This window comes from Geobacillus sp. LEMMY01 (assembly GCF_002042905.1).
In the GTDB taxonomy this organism is placed as follows: domain Bacteria; phylum Bacillota; class Bacilli; order Bacillales; family Anoxybacillaceae; genus Geobacillus; species Geobacillus proteiniphilus.
In genome coordinates this window covers 103,594-123,717 of record NZ_MVKA01000001.1, presented here as the reverse complement: position 1 = coordinate 123,717, position 20,124 = coordinate 103,594, and the positions used below count along the sequence as shown (strand labels likewise).

General features: G+C 53.1%; 22 protein-coding genes. 19 read left to right on the top strand and 3 right to left on the bottom strand.

The window, feature by feature from the left end:
* Position 1 precedes the first annotated feature (1 nt).
* Genes B1A75_RS00660 through B1A75_RS00650 form a run of 3 tightly spaced genes read right to left on the bottom strand, consistent with a single transcriptional unit; the run spans position 2 to position 2,921 of the window.
* Positions 2-1,723 carry a hypothetical protein gene (locus B1A75_RS00660; protein ID WP_033025928.1) on the bottom strand — a complete coding sequence of 574 codons (1,722 nt, stop codon included), beginning with the start codon at positions 1,721-1,723 and terminating at the stop codon, positions 2-4.
* Between the two features lie 12 nt (positions 1,724-1,735).
* Positions 1,736-2,305 carry a PilW family protein gene (locus B1A75_RS00655; RefSeq protein WP_021321852.1) on the bottom strand — a complete coding sequence of 190 codons (570 nt, stop codon included), beginning with the start codon at positions 2,303-2,305 and terminating at the stop codon, positions 1,736-1,738.
* Positions 2,289-2,921 carry a type IV pilus modification PilV family protein gene (locus B1A75_RS00650; RefSeq protein ID WP_021321853.1) on the bottom strand — a complete coding sequence of 211 codons (633 nt, stop codon included), beginning with the start codon at positions 2,919-2,921 and terminating at the stop codon, positions 2,289-2,291. Before B1A75_RS00650 ends, B1A75_RS00655 begins: the two co-directional genes overlap by 17 nt.
* A gap of 115 nt (positions 2,922-3,036) precedes the next feature.
* Here B1A75_RS00650 and B1A75_RS00645 point away from each other — a divergent pair, with 115 nt between their 5' ends.
* The 19 genes from B1A75_RS00645 (at position 3,037) to mreD (ending at position 20,106) form a co-directional block, all read left to right on the top strand.
* Positions 3,037-4,488 (top strand): hypothetical protein, encoded by a 1,452-nt coding sequence (locus B1A75_RS00645; protein ID WP_011232108.1) that lies wholly within the window; start codon positions 3,037-3,039, stop codon positions 4,486-4,488.
* A 10-nt stretch (positions 4,489-4,498) separates the two neighbouring features.
* On the top strand, positions 4,499-5,269 hold the full coding sequence (locus B1A75_RS00640; protein ID WP_033025927.1) for a PRC-barrel domain-containing protein: 771 nt from the start codon (positions 4,499-4,501) through the stop codon (positions 5,267-5,269).
* Positions 5,270-5,286: 17 nt separating this feature from the next.
* Entirely contained in the window at positions 5,287-6,627 is a 1,341-nt protein-coding gene (locus B1A75_RS00635; RefSeq protein WP_033025925.1) for a VanW family protein, read from the top strand.
* A complete protein-coding gene (locus B1A75_RS00630) occupies positions 6,624-8,288 on the top strand; it encodes a GspE/PulE family protein (RefSeq protein WP_011232105.1) in 1,665 nt (554 codons plus the stop codon). The genes B1A75_RS00635 and B1A75_RS00630 overlap by 4 nt, the downstream gene beginning before the upstream one ends.
* A gap of 12 nt (positions 8,289-8,300) precedes the next feature.
* The gene (locus B1A75_RS00625) at positions 8,301-9,356 is read left to right on the top strand and encodes a type IV pilus twitching motility protein PilT (RefSeq protein ID WP_074042797.1); all 1,056 of its coding nucleotides are present in this window, start codon (positions 8,301-8,303) and stop codon (positions 9,354-9,356) included.
* On the top strand, positions 9,343-10,554 hold the full coding sequence (locus B1A75_RS00620; protein WP_021321856.1) for a type II secretion system F family protein: 1,212 nt from the start codon (positions 9,343-9,345) through the stop codon (positions 10,552-10,554). Before B1A75_RS00625 ends, B1A75_RS00620 begins: the two co-directional genes overlap by 14 nt.
* A gap of 95 nt (positions 10,555-10,649) precedes the next feature.
* Positions 10,650-11,099 carry a prepilin-type N-terminal cleavage/methylation domain-containing protein gene (locus B1A75_RS00615; RefSeq protein WP_079935556.1) on the top strand — a complete coding sequence of 150 codons (450 nt, stop codon included), beginning with the start codon at positions 10,650-10,652 and terminating at the stop codon, positions 11,097-11,099.
* Between the two features lie 20 nt (positions 11,100-11,119).
* A complete protein-coding gene (locus tag B1A75_RS00610) occupies positions 11,120-11,875 on the top strand; it encodes a prepilin peptidase (protein ID WP_079935555.1) in 756 nt (251 codons plus the stop codon).
* 27 nt (positions 11,876-11,902) lie between these two features.
* On the top strand, positions 11,903-12,835 hold the full coding sequence (pilM, locus tag B1A75_RS00605; protein ID WP_011232100.1) for a type IV pilus biogenesis protein PilM: 933 nt from the start codon (positions 11,903-11,905) through the stop codon (positions 12,833-12,835).
* Positions 12,825-13,400: a DUF2681 domain-containing protein gene (locus tag B1A75_RS00600; RefSeq protein WP_011232099.1), complete on the top strand. Its 576-nt coding sequence runs from the start codon at positions 12,825-12,827 to the stop codon at positions 13,398-13,400. The genes pilM and B1A75_RS00600 overlap by 11 nt, the downstream gene beginning before the upstream one ends.
* Complete coding sequence (locus B1A75_RS20150) at positions 13,397-13,699, top strand: hypothetical protein (RefSeq protein WP_240730319.1); 303 nt, start codon at positions 13,397-13,399, stop codon at positions 13,697-13,699. Before B1A75_RS00600 ends, B1A75_RS20150 begins: the two co-directional genes overlap by 4 nt.
* The gene (locus B1A75_RS20145; RefSeq protein WP_254866580.1) at positions 13,657-14,097 is read left to right on the top strand and encodes a hypothetical protein; all 441 of its coding nucleotides are present in this window, start codon (positions 13,657-13,659) and stop codon (positions 14,095-14,097) included. Before B1A75_RS20150 ends, B1A75_RS20145 begins: the two co-directional genes overlap by 43 nt.
* 20 nt (positions 14,098-14,117) lie before the next feature.
* Entirely contained in the window at positions 14,118-14,579 is a 462-nt protein-coding gene (locus B1A75_RS00590) for a type II secretion system protein (protein WP_025949367.1), read from the top strand.
* 116 nt (positions 14,580-14,695) lie between these two features.
* Positions 14,696-15,805: a stage II sporulation protein D gene (locus tag B1A75_RS00585; RefSeq protein ID WP_074042795.1), complete on the top strand. Its 1,110-nt coding sequence runs from the start codon at positions 14,696-14,698 to the stop codon at positions 15,803-15,805.
* 326 nt (positions 15,806-16,131) lie between these two features.
* Entirely contained in the window at positions 16,132-16,707 is a 576-nt protein-coding gene (locus B1A75_RS00580) for a Maf family protein (RefSeq protein WP_013524238.1), read from the top strand.
* A 137-nt stretch (positions 16,708-16,844) separates the two neighbouring features.
* Complete coding sequence (radC, locus tag B1A75_RS00575) at positions 16,845-17,525, top strand: RadC family protein (protein WP_013524237.1); 681 nt, start codon at positions 16,845-16,847, stop codon at positions 17,523-17,525.
* A gap of 157 nt (positions 17,526-17,682) precedes the next feature.
* Complete coding sequence (locus B1A75_RS00570) at positions 17,683-18,705, top strand: rod shape-determining protein (protein WP_011232093.1); 1,023 nt, start codon at positions 17,683-17,685, stop codon at positions 18,703-18,705.
* Between the two features lie 19 nt (positions 18,706-18,724).
* Positions 18,725-19,591 carry a rod shape-determining protein MreC gene (mreC, locus tag B1A75_RS00565; protein WP_013144612.1) on the top strand — a complete coding sequence of 289 codons (867 nt, stop codon included), beginning with the start codon at positions 18,725-18,727 and terminating at the stop codon, positions 19,589-19,591.
* Positions 19,588-20,106 (top strand): rod shape-determining protein MreD, encoded by a 519-nt coding sequence (gene mreD / locus B1A75_RS00560; RefSeq protein ID WP_074042794.1) that lies wholly within the window; start codon positions 19,588-19,590, stop codon positions 20,104-20,106. Before mreC ends, mreD begins: the two co-directional genes overlap by 4 nt.
* The last annotated feature ends 18 nt before the right edge of the window (positions 20,107-20,124 follow it).

The following is a 20,124-nucleotide window of genomic DNA, read 5'->3' as shown; positions in this document are numbered from 1 at the left end:
TTCATTCTACTTCCAATCGGTCGACCACGAGCGAAATGCGATTGACAAAAGGAAGTCCTGTCCCTTGTTCAACAAGCATTTCAGGACGATAGCGGACGACGAGGCGTGAGGATAACGGATCACTTCCTGGCGTAAACCGGTCCGGTTCTCCGTTTTCCCCATTGACTTGACCGCGGAATGCGTTGACGACAAGCCCATTGATGTCTGTGTCTGGAGCTGTTGCTCCGTTTCCGCGGGCGAACAGCCCGCCTTCGATATACAAGTAGGATCCAACGGCATAAATCGTGGCGCTGCTGTCTGTGTAAAAGTATCCTTTCAAATTCGGTGTCGGAATGGTTGGGTTATTGAATTCATTAATACGGGAAATATCGAGCGGACCTTTCGACAGCAACACAACACCTTTGTTGTTTAGCGCCCGTTCGATCCGGCTTTGGTAAATTTTCGTGCTCCCGGTGACGTAGATGCTTGCGTCAAGCCGCAAGTTGCCTGTCAAAGTTAAATCACCGAGGACGATAAAATTTCCGCGTACGCTGACAAATGTACTGGGATTTGTCGGCCCATCAAGGCGAAGATCGCCGTTGACAATGAGCCATTGGTTGACTCCGCTGTTCTGAATATCGACATCTCCTCTCAAAACGCTGTTTCCATCGAGGTAGAGCGGTTTGGTTTTGGACTGCTCTTTGATCACTTCTTCAAGCGTTTTACGTGGATCGTTTGGATCCGGTTGATTCGATTGGATCGAGGTCCATTGATTGGACAACTCTGCCACTAACGTGTGAAGTTGGCTATTTTTGTCCCCGGCTTCTTGAATGGATTCCATTCGCTCAATGTAATCGGATGACGGGGGCAAAATTCCCGATGCTTGCAACAGTTTGTCGGCCACAGTAAGGTCAAAATCGACATCGATAAAATCTTCGTTTTCTTGCCTGATGGTTGGCGCCGGTTCTGGCACATCCGTCGGCCAACGAGGCGCCCAATTGGTCTTCATGCGAAAACGGCCTTGTGATGCTTCCCAGCAACCGGTCGTTTGCCCGCATGCATTCAATTGTCCGTCGTTTGTATACCAAATCGAGGAAGAGGATAAAAGCGGCATGCCGGCGTTAGACGAATTGACGGTCAGCTGTCCGTTTGCTTTCACATAGTTGGTCGCGTTGCTGGCATAGGCGTTTTGCCCTGTGTATACATTCCCGTTTTCGACATAAACCCCGCCGTTGAGGACCACTGTTTCCTTTGAGCCAAGCGCATATTTCAAAAAGCTTGGCGTATTGGTCACAAAGACGAGCCGCTTGACGGTTCGCGTCCGATGGCCGTCATTGAACGTTTTCGTTAAACGAAGGGCGCGAAGAAACACTTGGTTTTTGGGAATATCATATTGCTCGCTTTCATCTTCCATGATCACCCCGTAGCGGTCGCGCAGGCGGCCGGCGATCGTGTCTTCTCCAGGAGACGAGCTGCCAAGCCCGAGAAACTGATCCCATTGGTCAGGCGCAAAAATACGATGGCGGACCAAAAAATTTGGATCCGATAACTCTGCTTTCAGATCGGCGACCGCCTCGTTGACATCCGTCTTCGCCTCATGCAGCGATTGTACGTCATCCACGCGCACGGTGGTGAATTGGGCGTGCTCGACGGCGGTGGTGACAATGGTTAGACCTAGCAATAAAAAGACGGTGATGACCAACAATGTTGTAATCAAACTATATCCTCGCTGATCTCGGCGCATAGGGCCTCCCCCCTAAAAACCGAATTCCGTCTGTAAAGTGAAAGGTTTTATTGAAAGCATCCCGTTGTTATTCCCATCTTTGATCGTTAAGATGATGGTGATAACCCCACTTCGGCAAATTTCTCCGTCTCTGCGCGCGCAACGGAACGAAAAGGAGGAAGAATCGTCCAGCAAAAGGCGTGTGGATGTAATCGCTTCCCCGTCCATCATCAGTTTTCCGTCTTTAATCGAAATGATTCGATGGACCGATTGCGCCGCGGTTTCGCGGGAAACAAGACCGACTTGGTTGTTCGTTTTGAATTGCTCGTTTTTGACAAACGACAGTTGACTAAGCGTTTTGTTTTCTTGGCTCCGATCGGCTTCAAGGCCGTCCGGCGAGAACATGTACAAGGCATTCATGATGCGTGCCACCGCGTAATCCGCCTCGCTCCGCAATTCACTTTCAATGCCGATGTGCTGATAAACGCGAATGCCCGCTAGAAAAACAGTATAGATGGCGCCAATGATCAACATGGAAATGGAAATGGCGGCCAACAGCTCGACAAGCGTCATCCCATCTTGGGTGTTAACGGATCGTCTCATCGGTCACCACTCCTTCCACCCATGTGATGTCGCCGTTTCGTTCTCCCCAACGGACAACGGCGTACAGTTTCGCCATGTAGGTGCCGGCTTCGGAGGAGATCATGTTGTTTCGTTCACGACGGATCTCTTCTTTGAGCCGCTCCGGCAATGACGCAAATTCAGAGGAGGTGAGGAATCCGTCCCATCCTTCTTGATCGCAGCGGATGATGTACACCGTTGTTTCGTATTGAACATCATTGATTGTTGGGGCGAGCTGGGCGGTGCATGATTGTTGAGAGCTTATCGTTTCGCCCTGATTTCCGCTTGGAAACAATAAAGAGGACAAGGCTTCATGGCTGCAGCTGTTTTTCTCTACTTTAAGAAATGAAAGATTGTTCTCTGTCATGTAATTCGATAAGGAAGAAAAGAGAACATTTTTTTCAAAGTACGCCATCGTTCCACGCGCCACGTTGATGGCCACCGTTCGTCGTTCGTTATCGGCTGTATACGTCATAGCGTGGGTGAAAAAGGAAAACAAGCCGATCGCCACCGCAGACAACAGCGTGATGGACAACAATGTCTCGATAAGGGTGAACCCTAAAGTGCGTCGGCAGGAAAAAAAATTCTTGTCCGTCATTGATCACAACCTTCTTTCAAAATATGTAACTTTATTATACAATAAGTAAGAGTCGAATGTTGCAGATTTTTAGTATAAAAGAGGTCTTTTGTCATAGAAGAAACGGGGGGGCATGATGAAAGAGGCGCTCATGTATGCCGGTGCTTTTGTCGTGGCGCTGCTGCTGATTTGGCTTCTTCCGCTTGGCTTCAGCCGGCTTGGGGGGCTTACAGCGGTTGTTATGGCGCTGTTGGCTGCGCTTTTGGCCGAATTTGCTAGTTCGATCATTCCGCTTTGGCAGGCCGGGCTTCTTGTTCTTTTGTTGTTGGCGGCTGCATCGTATTTGCTTGACCGCCGATTTGGCGCTGCTCTTTACCGCGCCGGGGCTTCTCGTGAATCAAGTTTTGTAAAAGAAGAAAAAGAGGAGCGGTCGGCGCCGGAATCTTTGGCTTCTGTCCCTGTTTTGCCAAAGGCGCCGTTGCCGTCGATCCAGTTTGATCAAGCGCCGCCCCTTTCTGAACCTAATGAATCATCATCGATAGAGCAGACAGCAGAACGGTCGGAAGAAGTGAACCATTCTCCCGCTGACTTGTTGATGGAGGCAGCGGCAGAAACTGTTCCACCGTGGGAGCAAGCGGAAGAAATCGTTGGAGCGTCCGAACCGCTGCGGCGTGTTTCCGATTGGTTGGATCAGTGGCCGGGCGCTGTGACGCCGGACCTTGAGACAGCGGTGCTTGATGAAGTGTCAAAAGAGAGCGGAAATGAAGGATCGCAAGCCGATGAGCCGGTTCTGAATGCAGCAGAAATCGTTAAGGGTGAGAGCCGCGGCGAGAATGAATGGGATGCATGGATGAGCATGGATGATCGTTTCTCAGAGCGCGTGGAAGGCGGAGAATACGAGTTCTCTTCAACGGACAGCGTCAAACGGGAGCACGGAGGCGTCTTTTTCGAGGCGGCCGTGGCTCCGGATGAGGATGGATTTGCCGGAATCCATGACATCTGGCATCATAAAGAAGGACAACGCGTGGAGGCGGAAAGCTTCGAGGACGATGGCGTGATGTTTGCTGATGGCCTTGAGATTGGACATGATCAAGACAGCGGTGCGGTCGATTGGATGGATCGGCTCGTGGATGATGCCGTTTCGTTGAGATCAGCTGCTGAAGCGATGGTCAGCGAAAAAACAGCGGACGCTTCCGAGCAGCAAGAGGAACAAAAGGCGGATTCCGAAGAGAATCCTCAATATGAAGAATGCGTCGAGGCGGCAGATGAGCCGTTTGCTGAAGAACCAATGCATTTGGTTGCTTCGGAAAAAGCGCAAATGGCGGCAGCGGAATTGATGCTGAGCCGCCGCCGTTTGACGGCCGATGCGTATGAACAATGCCTGCATCAATGTTTGCAAGCCCCGCTTTCCGATCGCGATTACTACGTATTCGCCCGCCTGCTGTTGGAGCATTATGCACTGGAACAAAATGGCCAACAGCTTCGTGCGTGGGTTGACCAGCTCGAGCGACGTTTTTCAAACTATCCAGCTATCGCGGCTGAACTGGCACTCTGGCGGGAAATCGCCGCTACATTAGCAAATGGTTGAGGTGAAGAGGATGAAAGCGAGCGCGCAAATCATCGGATTGCCGATCATCAGCATTGCGGATGGGATGCAAATCGGCGCCGTGAAAAGCTTTGTCATTAATCCTGATAAAGGTTCCATCGATTTTTTGACTGTCGAGCAAGAAGATGTGCAACTCAGTTTAAAAGCGATTCCGTTTAAAAAAATCGTCGGAATCGGCGAATTCGCCGTTACGGTGGCAAGCAGCCATGATGTCATTGATTTGGCGGAAATTCCGATTGCCAACCAGCTTGTCAACAAGCAAATCCGCATCAAAAATACAAAAGCCATCACGCGCAAAGGACAGCTTTTGGGGGAAGTCCATGAGTTTTTCCTAAACGAAGAGACAGGGGATATTATCGGCATCGCCCTTCGCCTTGAAAGTGGAGAAGCGGTGTTGCCATCCGCCCAAGTGTTGACTTATGGAAAGGATATATTGATCGTCAGCGACGACGCTTCGGGAGCTCTCCTTTCCGATGCGTCGATGCTCATTCAAAAGAATGAAAAAGAAACAGAGGCCAGCAACATTCCTGAACAGATCCAAGCTATGTCGGAGACAGCGGAAAATGTCGAAGCGCTTGAATCGCTCCGTGAAAAGCAAGTGGCGCTTCTTGCGGGGAAACGGGTGACCAAGGATATTTATGATTTGAACGGCGAACTTCTGTTTCCAGCGGGAACGACGCTTCGCGAAGAAGATGTGAGAAAAGCGCAAGAGGCGGGTCCAAGCGTCATTGTCGATGTGTCGATGAACATCGAAGCTGAGTGAAAAAGGGGGAGCTCGAGGTGAGAGCGGCTTCCATAGGAAAACTGTTTATCGTGATGGCGGTTTGCACCGTTTATTTCCTCACCTTTGCCCGCTTGGGCGTTTTGGCTTATGAGTCGTTTGGCCCTGATCAAGACCGCTATCGCTCCGGGACGTACGTCGGGCCGATTTCGCTTGCTGGGATGACGAGAGCGGAAGCCCAACAGGCGGTGGCAGACAAGGTGAGCGACTGGCGATCGACAGCTTCGATTTCGGTCCGCTATCAAGAAAAGAAAGCCGAGCTGCCGGCTGACATCTTTACATTTCGCTTGTCGGAAAGCACAAAAAACGTGGTCAACGGCCGTTCCTCGCCGCTTCTTGTGTTGGCTGACATGAGCGCTTGCATGGAAACCGTTGAACGCCTTCTCCCGCCGGCGGCAGTCCCCGCCTTGGATCTCAAAGCGTTGGAAGCGGATTTGGAGGCGGCGGCGTCCCAGCTTGCCGTTCCGAACAAGCCGCTCGACTTGGCCCATTATCTTCCCTCTTCCGGGAAGGGGCAGACGGTCGTGAGTGAAGCGGCTGTTGCCGTTCGCGATCAAAGTCTCTCCCGTTTTCTTGCTTCGGAACGCCGCGTCGTCCTCCGCGCCAATCAATTGGTCTCGTTGCGCGCCGTGATTCAGCAGGCTGGTGGCGGGCTGTCGAATCAGGCTGTCGACGCATTGGCATCAGCGGTGTATCGTGCTGTGCTGTCGACGAATTTTTTGTTGATGGAACGGTATGCGGGAAGTTCGCTTCCAGATGGCATTCCTCCGGGATTTGAGGCCAAGGTGGATGACAAACGCGATTTACAATGGTTGAATCCGAACTCGACGGACTATACGCTCATTCTTCGCTACGATGGCCGCCAAGTGAAAGCGTTAGTGTACGGTTGGCCGTTTGCGTATCAATATATCGTGCGCACGAGCGGGCTAGAGCGGATCGAACCGCGCAAAATCATTCAATACGATGCCCGGTTGGCGCCGGATGAAACCGTGACGAAACAAGTCGGCCGTTCTGGATTGCTTGTAAAAGTCGAACGCGAAGTGCGCGATGGCTCCCGGCTGATCCGCAAAGAGACGGTGAGCGAGGATTTTTACCCTCCGACGTATGCGGTTGAGGTAAGAGGGCTTGAAGTCCCAGAATCTTCATCCAATACAACGGGGGAAGGAAGCGAAACGCCATCTTCACCGTCTGATGCAACGAATAGCGGTCAGACTGAAGCGGAAAGCGGTCAAGAGAAATCAGAAGTCCAAAACGGCGAAGGGCAAAGCGGCAGCGACCAGACCAACGCAGCCCCTTCAACCGAATCGAAGCAAAGCGGGGAAAGCGGGGGAAGCCGATGAACAAAAAACGTGAGCGGAAACGCCTCGGTGATTTGTTGGTGGAAGCGGGGCTGATTACGGAAGAACAGCTGGCTGAAGCGTTGCGTGAGAAAACGCCTGGGCAAAAGCTTGGCGATGCGTTGCTGCAGCGAGGTTACATCACAGAGCAGCAGCTCATTGAGGCGCTTGAGTTTCAGCTCGGCATTCCTCATGTCAGCTTGTATCGCTACCCGATTGATCCGAAAGCGACGAGCCTAGTGCCAAAAGAGTTTGCTCGCCGCCATCTGATCATGCCCCTTAAGGTGGAAGACGATCGATTGCTCGTTGCAATGGCTGATCCAATGGATTTTTTTGCTATTGATGATTTGCGCTTGTCAACGGGGTTTCAGATCGAAACAGCGATCGCTTCAAAGGATGATATTTTGCGGGCGATCAATAAATATTATGACATGGACGAATCGTTTGATGATTTGCTGCCAGCGCCGCCGACGGAGATGCGCGAAGACGGGCGGACGGCCGAGGACGATTCCCCGATTGTTCGCCTAGTGAACCAAATTTTGCAGCTTGCTGTCGAACAGCGGGCAAGCGATATTCATATCGATCCGCAGGAGACAAAAGTGCTCATCCGTTATCGAATTGACGGCTTGCTTCGAACGGAGAGGGCGCTGCCGAAACATATGCAAAGCATGTTGACGGCGAGGATCAAAATTTTGGCCAACATGGACATCACCGAGCATCGTGTGCCGCAAGACGGGCGGATCAAAATGAACATCGATTTTCATCCCGTTGATTTGCGCGTGTCGACATTGCCGACGGTGTATGGGGAGAAAATCGTGATGCGCGTCCTCGATTTGGGTGCGGCGTTAAACGATATTCATAAACTTGGCTTCAACCCGGTCAATTTAGATCGGTTCATCCGTTTGATCGAGCGTCCGAACGGCATCATTTTGATCACCGGGCCGACCGGTTCGGGGAAATCGTCGACGCTTTACGCGGCGCTCAATCATTTAAACAGCGAACATGTCAACATCATTACGATCGAAGATCCGGTTGAATATCAGATCGAAGGCGTCAACCAAATTCAAGTCAACCCGAATGTCGGCTTAACGTTTGCCCAAGGGCTTCGCTCGATTTTGCGCCAAGACCCGAACATCATCATGGTCGGGGAGATTCGCGACCGCGAGACGGCGGAAGTGGCGATCCGCGCCTCACTCACCGGGCATTTAGTGTTAAGCACGCTCCATACGAACGATGCGTTAAGCACGATCACCCGCCTGATCGATATGGGGATTGAGCCGTTTTTAGTGGCCACATCGCTCGCTGGCGTTGTCTCGCAGCGGCTTGTGCGCCGCATCTGCCGCGACTGCCAGGAGGTGTATGAGCCGACGAAGCGGGAGCGGGACATTTTCGCCCGTCGGGGCATCGACATCCGCCAACTCGTCCGTGGCCGCGGCTGCCCGACGTGCAATATGACCGGTTACCGCGGGAGACTCGCGATCCACGAATTGCTTGTCATGACGGACGAGATGCGCCGCGTCATTTTAAACAATGAGCCGTTTTCGAAGTTGCGGGAACTCGCCATTCAAAACAAAATGATCTTTTTGCTCGATGACGGGCTGTTGAAAGTGAAGCAAGGGTTGACGACGCTTGAAGAAGTGCTGAAAGTGGCCATTTTGCATTGATGGGTGAGACGGATGAAGGAAAAGCTTGAGGCGTTGTTGCGTGCGGCTTTTGAATACCGTGCGTCTGACGTACATTTGACGGTCGGGGCGCCGCCGATTTTTCGGGTGAATGGGGAACTGAAGGCGTATGGGCAAGAACGGCTGAACCCGGAGGACACGGAACAAATGGCGAAAGCCATCATTCCGCCGCCGCTTTGGCAGCAGTTTCAAGAAACGGGGGAGCTTGATTTTTCGTACGGTATTGCGGGTGTCTCCCGCTTCCGGATCAATGTGTTTAAGCAGCGGTCGTGCGTGTCGCTTGCCGTGCGCCTCATCCCGCCGCGCATTCCGACATTAGAAGAGCTCGGCTTGCCAAGCGTGTTAAAGCACATCGCGGAAAAGCCGCACGGGCTTGTGCTTGTCACCGGGCCGACCGGCAGCGGCAAATCGACCACATTGGCGGCGATGATCGACTACATGAACAAAACGATGTCCAGACATATCATTACGCTGGAAGATCCGATTGAATATTTGCATCAGCACGGAAAATCGATCATCGACCAGCGGGAAGTTGGCTTTGACACGAACAGTTTTGCCGCCGGATTGCGCGCTGCGCTTCGTCAAGATCCGGATGTGATTTTAGTCGGGGAAATGCGCGATTTGGAAACGATCCAAACCGCGATCACTGCCGCGGAAACGGGTCATTTAGTGCTTGGCACCCTTCATACGGCGAGCGCCCCAGCGGCGATCGAACGGATGATTGACGTCTTTCCGTCAGCCCAGCAGGCGCAAATTCGGCTGCAGCTCGCTTCCGTCCTTGTTGCCGTCATGGCCCAACGTTTATTTCCCGACGGTCGGAAGAGAGGACGGACGGCGGCTATGGAAATTTTAATCAACAATGCCGCAGTGGCCAATTTGATCCGCAATGAAAAAGAGCATCAAATCATCAATATTATGCAGACGGGCCGCAGTGTGGGCATGCAGACGATGGAAATGAGCGTCAGGGAGCTTGTGGCCGCTGGCCGTATTGATCCATTGGCCGCGGAAGCGTATTTGACAAGGGAGCGTGGAGCGGATGGCGCAATTTAAGTATGAGGGGCGCGACCGAAGCGGACGGAAAAAATCCGGGACGATTGCCGCAAACTCCCGCCGTGAGGCTGTCCTGAAATTGAGGGAGAAAGGCATTCGCCCCATTGTGATCGCCGAGGTGCCGTCATCTGTTTGGAACAAAGAAATTTCCATAGGACGAGCCGTCAAGCTGCAGCACTTCGTCGTCTTTTTGCGCCAGTTCGCAACGCTTGTGCGCGCCGGGGTGACGATCGTTGATTCGATCCGCATTTTGGCGGAGCAAACGGAAAGCAAAGCGCTTGCTCGTGCACTCGACGATATGGAACAGCATCTCCGAGAAGGGAATCCGCTTTCTGCCGCAGCCGCAAAGCATCCCCGCATTTTCCCGCCATTGTTTGTCAATATGGTGCGCGCCGGTGAAGCGAGCGGCACGCTCGATGAAACGCTCGACCGGCTTGCCGACCATTTTGAAAAAGTGCATCGAACAAGGCAAAAAATCGTCTCGGCGCTTGCCTATCCAGTGGCTGTCGCCATCATCGCCGTTGCGGTTGTCATCTTTTTGCTTGTCTCGGTCGTGCCGACGTTTGTCGACATGTTTGCCGATTTTCACGCCGAATTGCCGGCGATCACAAAGTTTGTGCTGAAAGCGAGCGCATTTATGCAGCATTATTGGTGGATGATAACGTTGCTGGCGATCGGGGTGTTCCTTTTGTTCACCGCGCTGCGCCGGCAAAAGCGCACGAAATATTATTTGGACTATGCGGCCATGCGGCTGCCCATTTTCGGAACCCTTGTCCAAAAAGCGGCATTGGCGCGCGTCACGAGGACATTGAGCTCACTCGTGTCAAGCTCCGTGCCGATTTTAGAGGCGCTGTCCATTTCCGAGCGCGTCGTAGAAAATGAAGTGATCGCGTCCGTCCTTGATGAAGCGCGAACCGCTCTTGAGCGCGGCCAGTCGCTCGCCGAGCCGCTCCGCCGCCATTGGGCGTTTCCGCCGCTCGTGGCGCAAATGATCACGATCGGCGAGCAAACCGGTTCGCTTGACGCCATGCTTGGCAAAGTCGCCGACTTTTACGAAGCGGAAGTCGACGCCGGCACCGATCGCCTCAAGTCGCTCATCGAGCCGCTGATGATTGTGCTGCTTGCCGGCGTCGTGGGGACGATCGTCACCTCCATCATCGTCCCGATGTACGACATCTTTAATCACATTCAACAATAATTTATATTAAGAATATCTTCCTATTTTTTGGACTATATTGTAGAATAATAGGGAAATCGTGCTAAAACATTAAAAAAGAAAGGGAGAGGAAAGTGATGTTGAAACGCATCATCAAAAACGAGCGCGGCTTGACGCTCATCGAACTGCTCGCCGTCATTGTCATTTTAGGGATTATCGCGGCGATCGCCATTCCGGCCATCGGCGCCATTATGGACAACTCGAAAAAAGACGCCCATATCGCCAATGCGAAGCAAGTGGCCAGTGCGGCGCGATTGGCCATTGCAGCGGATAAAAACACGAAGACGCAATACACATTGAAGGAGTTGTACGATGGCGGTTATTTAGAAAACATTCCGAAGTCGCCAGGGAAAGTGTCTACGGATAAATATGATGCAGATAAAAGTATCGTGAAAATTGTAAAAGATTCCAATGGGGTTACGTATAAAGTAACGCTTGTTGATGCGAACGGTACATTTAAGTATATTGATGACAAAGATGTAAGTGAATTGACACGAAACGACGTGAGCCTAGAACCACAATCATAATTTTAGGAAGTCCGGTATAAATGACGGCAATCGCCTATTGTTTCGTTTTCCTTTACTCCCTCCTCCTCGCCTCGTTCTTTAACGTCGTCGGGCTGAGGGTGCCGGTCGGGGAGTCAATCATCAGGCCGCGGTCGCATTGCCCGGCGTGCGGACGGACGCTATCGGCTGGGGAGCTCATCCCGGTTGTTTCGTATGTCGCGCAAAAAGGAAGATGCAAAGGGTGCGGGGGGCGCATCTCCCCCCTTTACCCTTTGATGGAATTGACAACCGCCGCTTTGTTGACGGCCGCGCCGATGTGGATCGGCTGGGGCGGACGGCTGATTGTGGCGTGGACGCTCATCAGCTTGTTGGCCATCATCGTTGTGTCTGATCTTCGTTATATGCTCATTCCTGACCGGGTGCTTTTGGTGTTTGCCGGTTTGTTTTTGATGGAGCGGCTTGTGATCCCGTTTTTGCCGTGGGTCGATATGCTCCTTGGGGCGGCGGTCGGATTTTCGCTTTTATGGCTGATTGCCGTTTTGTCCAATGGCGGGATGGGGGGCGGCGATGTGAAGCTGTTTGCGGTTTTGGGAATGGTGCTTGGCTGGAAAATGGTGTTGCTCGCCTTTTTTTTGGCGACGTTGTATGGAACGATCATCGGGCTGATTGGCATGGCGCTGGGGCGCGTGCGGCGCGGCAAGCCGATGCCGTTTGCGCCGGCGATTGCGCTCGGGTCATTGACGGCGCTGTTTTTCGGTGATCAGCTTGTCGATGCGTATATGGATCTTTTTGTGTAAGGATGGGAAGAAAGGGGGCGAACGAGAATGGCGTTATGGTGGGGAAAGTCCAAATATGTGAACATCGTCGTAAAAGACCATGCCATTCGCTATGTGGAAGTCAAGCTAGGGCATCCGCCTGAAGTGAAACGATGGGGCGAACGGGCATTGCCAGTAGGGGTTGTTCGCGACGGCCGCATCGTCGATGGGGAAACATTGGCCATGATTTTGGACGAATGCGTGGAGGAATGGAAAATAGACGGCCATCGCGCGCGCTTTGTCGTCCCTGATCCATTCGTCATGATCCGCAGTTTGCCCCTTCCTTCTCATTTGTCGGATGAAGAGATTCGCGGCTATTTATTTCTGGAGCTTGGCGAGTCGATTCCGCTTCCTTTTGCCGATCCGGTGTTTGATTATGTGGTGATGGAGAGAACGAGCGAGGCGGTGTCGATTTTGCTGTTTGCGGCGCCGGAAGAGGCGGTGTCGGAATACGCGGCGCTTTTGGAAGAAGCCGATTTGCGCCCGGTGGCCGCGGATGTATCGCCGCTTTGCGCTTATCGTCCGTTTTATGCGGCGGGACAAGCTGCGCCGGACGATCATATTTTGCTTGTGCAGTTTGACGAATCCGCCGTGAATTTGAGCGTGTTTCATCGTCATTTGCCGTTGTTTATGCGCCATTTGCCGCTTGAAGCCTATCGTGACCGGACGGCGGCGATTGTGGATCCGTTCGTCGATGTGTATAAGGAAATGGAACGGATCATGAGCTTTTATTCGTTTTCCCTCCAACAAGGCAAACAGTCCATCACACGCCTGTTTCTCGCCGGCGATCATCCAGAGTTGGGCCATGTGTTCACGGCTTTGACAGAGCGGCTTGAAGTGCCTGTAGAACGGCTCAGCGCGTCTCTTGATCCGCTGCCGGACCGCTTTCATCTCGCCTGGGGATTGGCGTTGAAAGAAGGAAGGGCTGACGATGATCGCTGAAATCAATTTATTGCCGAAAAAAGAAACGAGGCAGCCGATCCGTCTCGTTTTGTTGTTCGGGGCGGCGCTGCTTCTCCTAGCCGGTTCGGTGCTGTATTGGTTGATCGATCGTGCGGATCATCGCCAGGCCATGTTGGAGGCGGAATTAAAAAAAGTGCGAGCGGAGCAAGATGTACTGGCGGCGAAAATGAAAAATATAGACGAACAGAAGGAGCAAGAAGAGCTGGCGAAGGCGGTGAAATGGGCGGAACGCTATCCGCTGAAATCAGTGCCGTTGCTGCGGGCATTGACAAAGCAGCTTCCCGAACGCGGATTCATGATGAATGTGACGTACTCGGATCAGACAAAGATGACCATGGTGGTGCAGTTTGATGCGCCGGAAGAGGCGGCCTATTATTTGGATCGATTAGAAAAAGTGAGAATGGTGAAAAACGTCAAACTGGTCAATGTGGCGGCCAATAGCGAGACGAGTGGCGAACCGGAAGATCATCAAGTCGTGCCAAGATATATGGCGCAATATGAGCTGGAGCTGCAACAGGCTGATGGGGAGGGAAAAAAATCATGAGCCGCTTTGGCAAATGGCCGCTTCTTGTTGCGGCAATGGCTGCGGTCACCGCGCTTTTGTTTGCGGCCGCCTATTCATGGCTGGTCATGCCTCGCTACAGCCAGCTCGAGCAGATGGAGCAAACGGTGCAAAGCGAGAAAAAGGTGCTCGCCGCTTTGAAGCAAAAGCTGCCTCCTTCTTCAGAGGAAACAGCACAAACCGTTGCTTCATTGCAAAAAAAGTCCCTGTCCATCCGCTTACGGACCAGTTGTTGCTCTTGTTTCAGAAAGCGGAATATATCGCTGACAGCCAGCTGGTGAGCGTCAATTTTTCTGATGAAGGAGCAGCATCTTCACAGCAGAACGACAGTGGAACGAACAACGGAAGCGAAGGAAATCGAGCGGTTTCTCCGCCAAGCAGCATTCAATCCATCACCGCCCAACTGACCGTGCAGTCGCCTTCCTATTATCAGCTTGAACGGTTTTTAGAGGTGTTGGAGCAGTCGGAGCGCATCGTGGCGATTGAAGGGTTGACCGTCACTGGGCCTCCGGAGCTGATGTCCATCGCTGATGAAGTCCAACCGTTGACGTATTCGGTGACCGTTCGTGCGTTTTATGCTCCGAAGCTTGAGAAATGGAAACAGTTGTCTCCCGTTCGCGATGTTCCCCCGCCAAGCGGCAAAGACAATCCGTTTGCCGAAACGGCGCCAGCTTCCTAGCCGGCAAAGGAGGACACGCGATGATCATTCGCATGAAACGAGGGATGACCCTCATTGAGCTTTTGGCTGTGTTGGTGATCATCGGCATTGTGGCGATGATCGTCGGTCTTGCCATGTGGACGGTGATTGATCGGGCGCGCGAGCGGGCGTTTGTTTCTGATGCTTATGGCTTGTATGAAGCGGCGCGGCTGTATGTCGGCGCCGAGAAAGTGGAATTTTTGCCAGCCCGTTCTTCTGCCATATTGTCGTATGGAGAATTGGTGGGCAACGGTTTGCTGGATCCAATCGAAGATCCGTTCACCGGAAATGTATTGCCGCCGGAAACGAATCCATCGTACGTGCTTGCCACGAAGCGGGAAGACGGCGGGATCGATTACGCCGTTTGCTTGAAAGGCGAGACAAAGCAGCTTTGCACCTATGAGGGGCGCGAGCAGCCGATTCCTGTCGAAGCGCTGGGGACCGAGGCGATTCGCAACCGTTGATGTCGGAAAATGAAGAACAGAAGCGGGGACAAGACGACAAATGTCTTGTTCTTTTTTTTTCCGTTTGTGGTAAGATAGGCGAAAGAAATCGAAGTGTGAAGAAGGACGGTGGCCAAATGGACAAGCAGCGCATGCGCATTACGGTGAATATCAACGGCAAGCCCCGCCCATTTACCGTGGAGCGTTCGTCGGAAGGACGGCCGTCCGAGGAGTCGGGTGGATATCCGTTGGACAGCCATCTAGGGAAAGGACAGCGAGCAGAAAACGAGGCGGATGACAGCCGCCAAGTGAGCGCGTTTCAAAAAGGCGGGCCATCCGCAGGCAAGCCATCAACAGGCCTGTGGTTTACGGAGGATGGGCAAGTTCGGGAAGATGTTGAAACGACGGGTTGGGAAGAGGCGGCCGCCCTTGAGGCGGATGAACGGGTCATTTCCGAGGCGATGCAACAAAAGAAAAGCGGCAGACGTCGGCCATGGCGGCTCCCGGCTCAAGCCAAGTCGCTGCTTGCCGCCGCGTTGGTCGCTGCGTTGGTCGGCATGGCGTTTGGCATGACGGTGCTGCACATCATTCCGAAGGAAAAATCTGCTTCGTCGCCGGCATCTGAAGCGATGACGGAATTGACAAAGCCTGAAACGGCGGCGGGAGGAGAAGGGAGAGAAAGCGTCATACGAGCGCCGTTTTCCATTGCGGTCATTCAAGCTGGCGTCTATTCGAATGCGGCGGCGGCCAAGCAGGCGTCCGAATCGATCAAAACAGCAGGCGTGCCGGTCGTCGTCGCGGGGCAAAAACCGGCAGCGCTCTATATCGCCGTCGGCGCGGATAAGGAAACGTTGCGGACGGTCAACGACCAATATCGCCAAAGGGTGCCAAGCACGTATGTCAAAGAGCTGTCGTTTGCCGCCGAAGCGGCGGCGCGCCGGTCGGAGGCCATCCAAAAAGGGGAGGTTTTGTATGAAAACATGGCAGCGGTCTCCGCGGCTTTGCTTGGCGGCAGGAAAGCAGGAGAAGATGACTGGCAGGCGCTTCAAAAGGCGTATGACGCGTTAGAAAAAAGCAACGCTTCAAGCGACAAAACAGTCGGTCGGTATGTTGAAGCGCTGAAGCAGGCGTATGCCGCCCTTGCCGCATACAAAGAGCAACGGGATGAAGCGCTGTTGGCCAAAGCCCAGCAACAGCTGCTCGAGGCGCTCGCCGCTTATATCGAATTGGTGCCGCTAGGGAGCTAGAAGCCCCGTTTTTTTTTTGCCCATTTGCATATAGATTGCAATGAAAAAGTTTAACATATCCTTGACGGAAAAGCTGTTTGTCCATTTTTCGACTGTCGAAGGCAAGCCTGTGGCTTGGAAGACCGAACAACCACCCGCTTCACAGACCCATACATGGGTCTGAAAGCGGCGTTGTTCGGTCGCCCGACAGTCGATCAAATGCCTAGTAAAATCTGCAAATGTTCATGCTTCAAATTGCATCTATACAGAAAATTGCCTTTCACCGCAAAATTTGCTACGATACAAATGAATCTTCCGAGCCGAAACGAGTGAAAGGAGAATGAACGATGCCTCCACGGTTCGTGCTTGCTTCCCGCTCCCCGCGCCGCAGGCAGATCCTCGAGCTGGCCGGTTGGCCGTTTGACGTTCAAGAAAGTCAAGCCGATGAGACGATCGCCCCCGGAACGCCCCCTGATGAAGCTGTCCAACTGCTTGCCCGCCGGAAAGTGGAGGCGGTGGCGCCGTCTGTCCCTGATGCGTACGTTCTTGGCGCTGATACGATCGTTGTGTGCGACGGCCGCTTGTTAGGGAAGCCGCGCACGGAAGAAGAAGCATTCGCCATGTTGCGGCTCTTGTCCGGGCGAACGCATGACGTATGGACCGGCGTCGCCATCGCACTCCCTCATGGATCAATCACATCGTTTGCGGAAAAAACAGCAGTCACGTTTTGGGAGCTCGATGACGAGGAAATCGCCGCCTATATTGCGACCGGGGAGCCGATGGACAAGGCGGGGGCGTATGGCATCCAAGGCCGCGCCGCCCTGTTTGTCAAACGGATCGAAGGCGACTATTTGACGGTCGTCGGCCTGCCGCTGTCGCGGACGGTCAGGGAATTGCGCCGGCTCGGGTGGCCGCCAGCATAGATAAAAGCAAAAGCGGCCGCCGTCTGGCGCCTTTTTGGCAAAAGAACGCGCCCGCAAACGGATTCTGCTGTCGTACCGAGGGGCGGTTCAAGCCTCTCCGTCTTTCGATGAAGCAAAACAAAAAAAGGGGGAGTATGATGGCGTGGATGATCCGCGATGTGCCGAAAGACAGCCGGCCGCGTGAACGGCTGCTGTCATCAGGGCCGGAAAGTTTATCCGACCATGAACTGATCGCCATTTTGTTGCGCACGGGCACGAAGGAGGAGTCGGTCGTGCAGCTCGCCCAGCGTCTCCTTCGCCATTTTGAGGGGCTGAGGTCGCTCAAAGACGCAACGGTCGAAGAAATGACGAACATCAAAGGGATCGGGCCGACGAAAGCCGTGCAAATTTTGGCGGCGTTGGAGCTCGGCCGACGCATCCACCAGTCCGGCTGCGCCGACCGCTATGTGATTCGTTGCCCGGAAGACGGAGCGAAATACGTCATGGAAGATATGCGCTTTTTATCGCAAGAACATTTTGTCGCCATTTATTTAAATACGAAAAATCAAGTCATCTACCGCAAAACGGTGTTCATCGGCAGTTTAAACGCCTCGATTGTCCATCCGCGCGAAGTGTTTAAAGAGGCGATCAAACGTTCCGCCGCCTCAGTCATTTGTGTGCATAACCACCCTTCTGGCGATCCGACTCCAAGCCGCGAAGACATCGATGTGACGAAACGGCTCGCGGAATGCGGCCGCATCATCGGCATCGAGCTCTTGGATCACCTCATCATCGGCGATCAAAAATTCGTCAGTTTGAAAGAAAAAGGCTATGTCTGACGGTTCTCATTTTTTGTCGAATCAGTTATAATATCAACTATGGGTTTTTCCGAATCCGTTCGGGCGGTGTTGTACAATTTATAAATGACTTGACATCCGATCCATGTTGTCAATAGAAAATCATATGCATTTCGTTTCGGAAAGGAAGATCGATCATATGTTTGGAATTGGGACGAAAGATCTCGGGATTGATTTAGGAACAGCGAATACGCTCGTTTATGTGAAGGGAAAAGGGATCGTTTTGCGCGAGCCGTCGGTTGTCGCCATTCAGCGCGACACGAAGCAAATCGTCGCCGTCGGCAATGAAGCGAAAAACATGATCGGGCGCACGCCGGGCAACATCGTGGCGCTTCGTCCGATGAAAGACGGCGTCATCGCCGATTATGAAACGACGGCGACGATGATGAAATATTTCATTCGCAAGGCCGTCAAAACGAAAGGGTTGTTTGCCAGCAAGCCGTATGTGATGGTATGCGTGCCGTACGGCATCACGGCCGTGGAGGAGCGCGCGGTCATCGATGCGACGCGCCAGGCTGGAGCACGCGACGCCTATACGATTGAAGAACCATTTGCGGCCGCGATCGGCGCCAATTTGCCGGTGTGGGAGCCGACCGGGAGCATGGTCGTCGACATCGGCGGCGGTACGACTGAAGTGGCCGTGATTTCGCTCGGCGGCATCGTGACGAGCCAGTCGATTCGCATCGCCGGCGATGAAATGGATGAGGCGATCATTCAATACATCCGAAAAACGTACAATTTGATGATCGGAGAACGGACGGCGGAGGCGATTAAAGTCGAAATCGGCTCAGCCGGAAATCCGGAAGGAATCGGAAACATGGAAATTCGCGGCCGCGACTTGCTCACTGGGCTGCCAAAAACGATCGAAATCAGCGCCGAAGAAGTGGCTGAGGCGCTGCACGATACGGTCTATGCGATCGTCGAGTCGGTGAAAAACACGCTCGAAAAAACACCGCCGGAGCTGGCGGCTGACATTATGGACCGGGGCATCGTGCTGACAGGCGGCGGCGCTTTGTTGCGCAATTTGGACAAGGTCATCAGCAAAGAGACGGACATGCCGGTCATCGTCGCGGAAAATCCGCTTGATTGCGTGGCCATTGGCACCGGGAAAGCGCTCGACCACATCGACTTGTTTAAAAACAAGGCGAGAGACCATCGCTGACGGTAAGAAGGTGTGACGCATGCCACAGCTTTTCGGGAATAAGCGTCTCATTTTTTTGCTCGTCAGCATCGTCATCCTTGTCATGTTGATCGGCTTTTCCCTGCGCAGCCGCGAAGAGTTGACGTGGCCGGAGCAGTTCGTAAAAGATACGGTCGGTTTTGTTCAGCTTCTGTTCGGGAAGCCCGCCCAGGAGATCGCGGGCTTCTTTGAAAATGTGAGCGATCTTCGCCGTACATATAAGGAAAACGAACTGCTGAAGGCAAGACTTGAGGAATATGCGGCGCTTGAGACCGAGGTCGAGGCGCTGCGGCAAGAAAACGAACGGCTGCGCGCGTTGCTCGATAAAAAAGAGAGCTTGCGTGATTTTGTTTCGATTCAGGCGACGGTGATCGGGCGGAACCCGGATCGTTGGCGGGAAACGATCATCATCAACAAAGGCGAGCAACATGGCGTGAAAAAAGATATGGCAGTCATCACCCCAGCGGGGCTTGTCGGCAAGGTGCAGCACGCTTCCCAATTTACGTCCACTGTGCAGCTGTTAAGCGCGCTTGACCAAAACAACCGCATTTCCGCTTATATCCAAGGAAAGGAAAACGTGTTTGGGTTGATCGAAGGCTACGATGAGAAGCGGCGCGAGTTGCTGCTCGGAGAAATTCCGATTGACGCCAAAGTGGAAAAAAGGCAAAAAGTGTTGACTTCCGGCCTTGGCGGCGTGTTTCCGAAAGGGCTGCCGATCGGTGAGGTGACCGAAGTCAAGCCGGACCAATACGGATTGACGAAAGTCGTCTATGTCAAGCCGTTTGCCAACTTGTATGATATTGACGACGTCATGATTGTGAAACGAACCATCGATGCAGCACTGCAGGAAAAGGAGGAGGCAAAGTGAACAAGTGGCGTCTCCCTTTCCTTGCGGTGTTATGTTTTGTGAGTGAGAGCCTTTTTGTTGATGTATGGCCAAAAGGCGACTTGTATGTCCACTATTTTTTTGTTCCCCGGTTTTTTCTTGTTTTTCTCGTGTTCACAGCGATGCATTTCGGCGGGACGCGGGCGATGGGGTACGGGTTCATCTTCGGGTTCCTGTATGACTGCGTCTACACAGAGCTGCTCGGTGTTTATGCGTTTGCCTATACGCTTATTGCCTACTTGGCGGGCAAAGCGATGAAATGGTTCCACCAAAACTGGTTCATTGCATCGCTCTTGTCGCTGCTTTCCATTGTGCTGCTTGACAGTTATGTCTACGGCATCCAGCTGTTGATCGGGCGGACCGATTGGTCGTTTTCTGTTTTTTGGGACCGCCGTCTATGGCCGACGCTGCTTCTGAACGTCGCGTTTTTGCTCGTCTTTTCGTACCCGCTCGAACGGCGATTGGCAAAAATTCGCCGGTTTGAGCAGGAAGAATAAAAGAGGAAAAACGGCCCG

What these genes read in the sequence shown, in the direction of transcription:
- B1A75_RS00580 (WP_013524238.1), top strand. Translation starts at nt 16,132, where the DNA reads ATGCCTCCACGGTTCGTGCTTGCTTCCCGCTCCCCGCGCCGCAGGCAG.
- mreC (WP_013144612.1), top strand. Translation starts at nt 18,725, where the DNA reads ATGCCACAGCTTTTCGGGAATAAGCGTCTCATTTTTTTGCTCGTCAGC.
- B1A75_RS00610 (WP_079935555.1), top strand. Translation starts at nt 11,120, where the DNA reads ATGACGGCAATCGCCTATTGTTTCGTTTTCCTTTACTCCCTCCTCCTC.
- B1A75_RS00645 (WP_011232108.1), top strand. Translation starts at nt 3,037, where the DNA reads ATGAAAGAGGCGCTCATGTATGCCGGTGCTTTTGTCGTGGCGCTGCTG.
- B1A75_RS00590 (WP_025949367.1), top strand. Translation starts at nt 14,118, where the DNA reads ATGATCATTCGCATGAAACGAGGGATGACCCTCATTGAGCTTTTGGCT.
- radC (WP_013524237.1), top strand. Translation starts at nt 16,845, where the DNA reads ATGGCGTGGATGATCCGCGATGTGCCGAAAGACAGCCGGCCGCGTGAA.
- B1A75_RS00600 (WP_011232099.1), top strand. Translation starts at nt 12,825, where the DNA reads ATGATCGCTGAAATCAATTTATTGCCGAAAAAAGAAACGAGGCAGCCG.
- B1A75_RS00585 (WP_074042795.1), top strand. Translation starts at nt 14,696, where the DNA reads ATGGACAAGCAGCGCATGCGCATTACGGTGAATATCAACGGCAAGCCC.
- B1A75_RS00630 (WP_011232105.1), top strand. Translation starts at nt 6,624, where the DNA reads ATGAACAAAAAACGTGAGCGGAAACGCCTCGGTGATTTGTTGGTGGAA.
- B1A75_RS00640 (WP_033025927.1), top strand. Translation starts at nt 4,499, where the DNA reads ATGAAAGCGAGCGCGCAAATCATCGGATTGCCGATCATCAGCATTGCG.
- B1A75_RS00650 (WP_021321853.1), bottom strand. Translation starts at nt 2,921, where the DNA reads ATGACGGACAAGAATTTTTTTTCCTGCCGACGCACTTTAGGGTTCACC.
- pilM (WP_011232100.1), top strand. Translation starts at nt 11,903, where the DNA reads ATGGCGTTATGGTGGGGAAAGTCCAAATATGTGAACATCGTCGTAAAA.
- B1A75_RS00615 (WP_079935556.1), top strand. Translation starts at nt 10,650, where the DNA reads ATGTTGAAACGCATCATCAAAAACGAGCGCGGCTTGACGCTCATCGAA.
- B1A75_RS00570 (WP_011232093.1), top strand. Translation starts at nt 17,683, where the DNA reads ATGTTTGGAATTGGGACGAAAGATCTCGGGATTGATTTAGGAACAGCG.
- B1A75_RS00620 (WP_021321856.1), top strand. Translation starts at nt 9,343, where the DNA reads ATGGCGCAATTTAAGTATGAGGGGCGCGACCGAAGCGGACGGAAAAAA.
- B1A75_RS20150 (WP_240730319.1), top strand. Translation starts at nt 13,397, where the DNA reads ATGAGCCGCTTTGGCAAATGGCCGCTTCTTGTTGCGGCAATGGCTGCG.
- B1A75_RS00625 (WP_074042797.1), top strand. Translation starts at nt 8,301, where the DNA reads ATGAAGGAAAAGCTTGAGGCGTTGTTGCGTGCGGCTTTTGAATACCGT.
- B1A75_RS00655 (WP_021321852.1), bottom strand. Translation starts at nt 2,305, where the DNA reads ATGAGACGATCCGTTAACACCCAAGATGGGATGACGCTTGTCGAGCTG.
- B1A75_RS00660 (WP_033025928.1), bottom strand. Translation starts at nt 1,723, where the DNA reads ATGCGCCGAGATCAGCGAGGATATAGTTTGATTACAACATTGTTGGTC.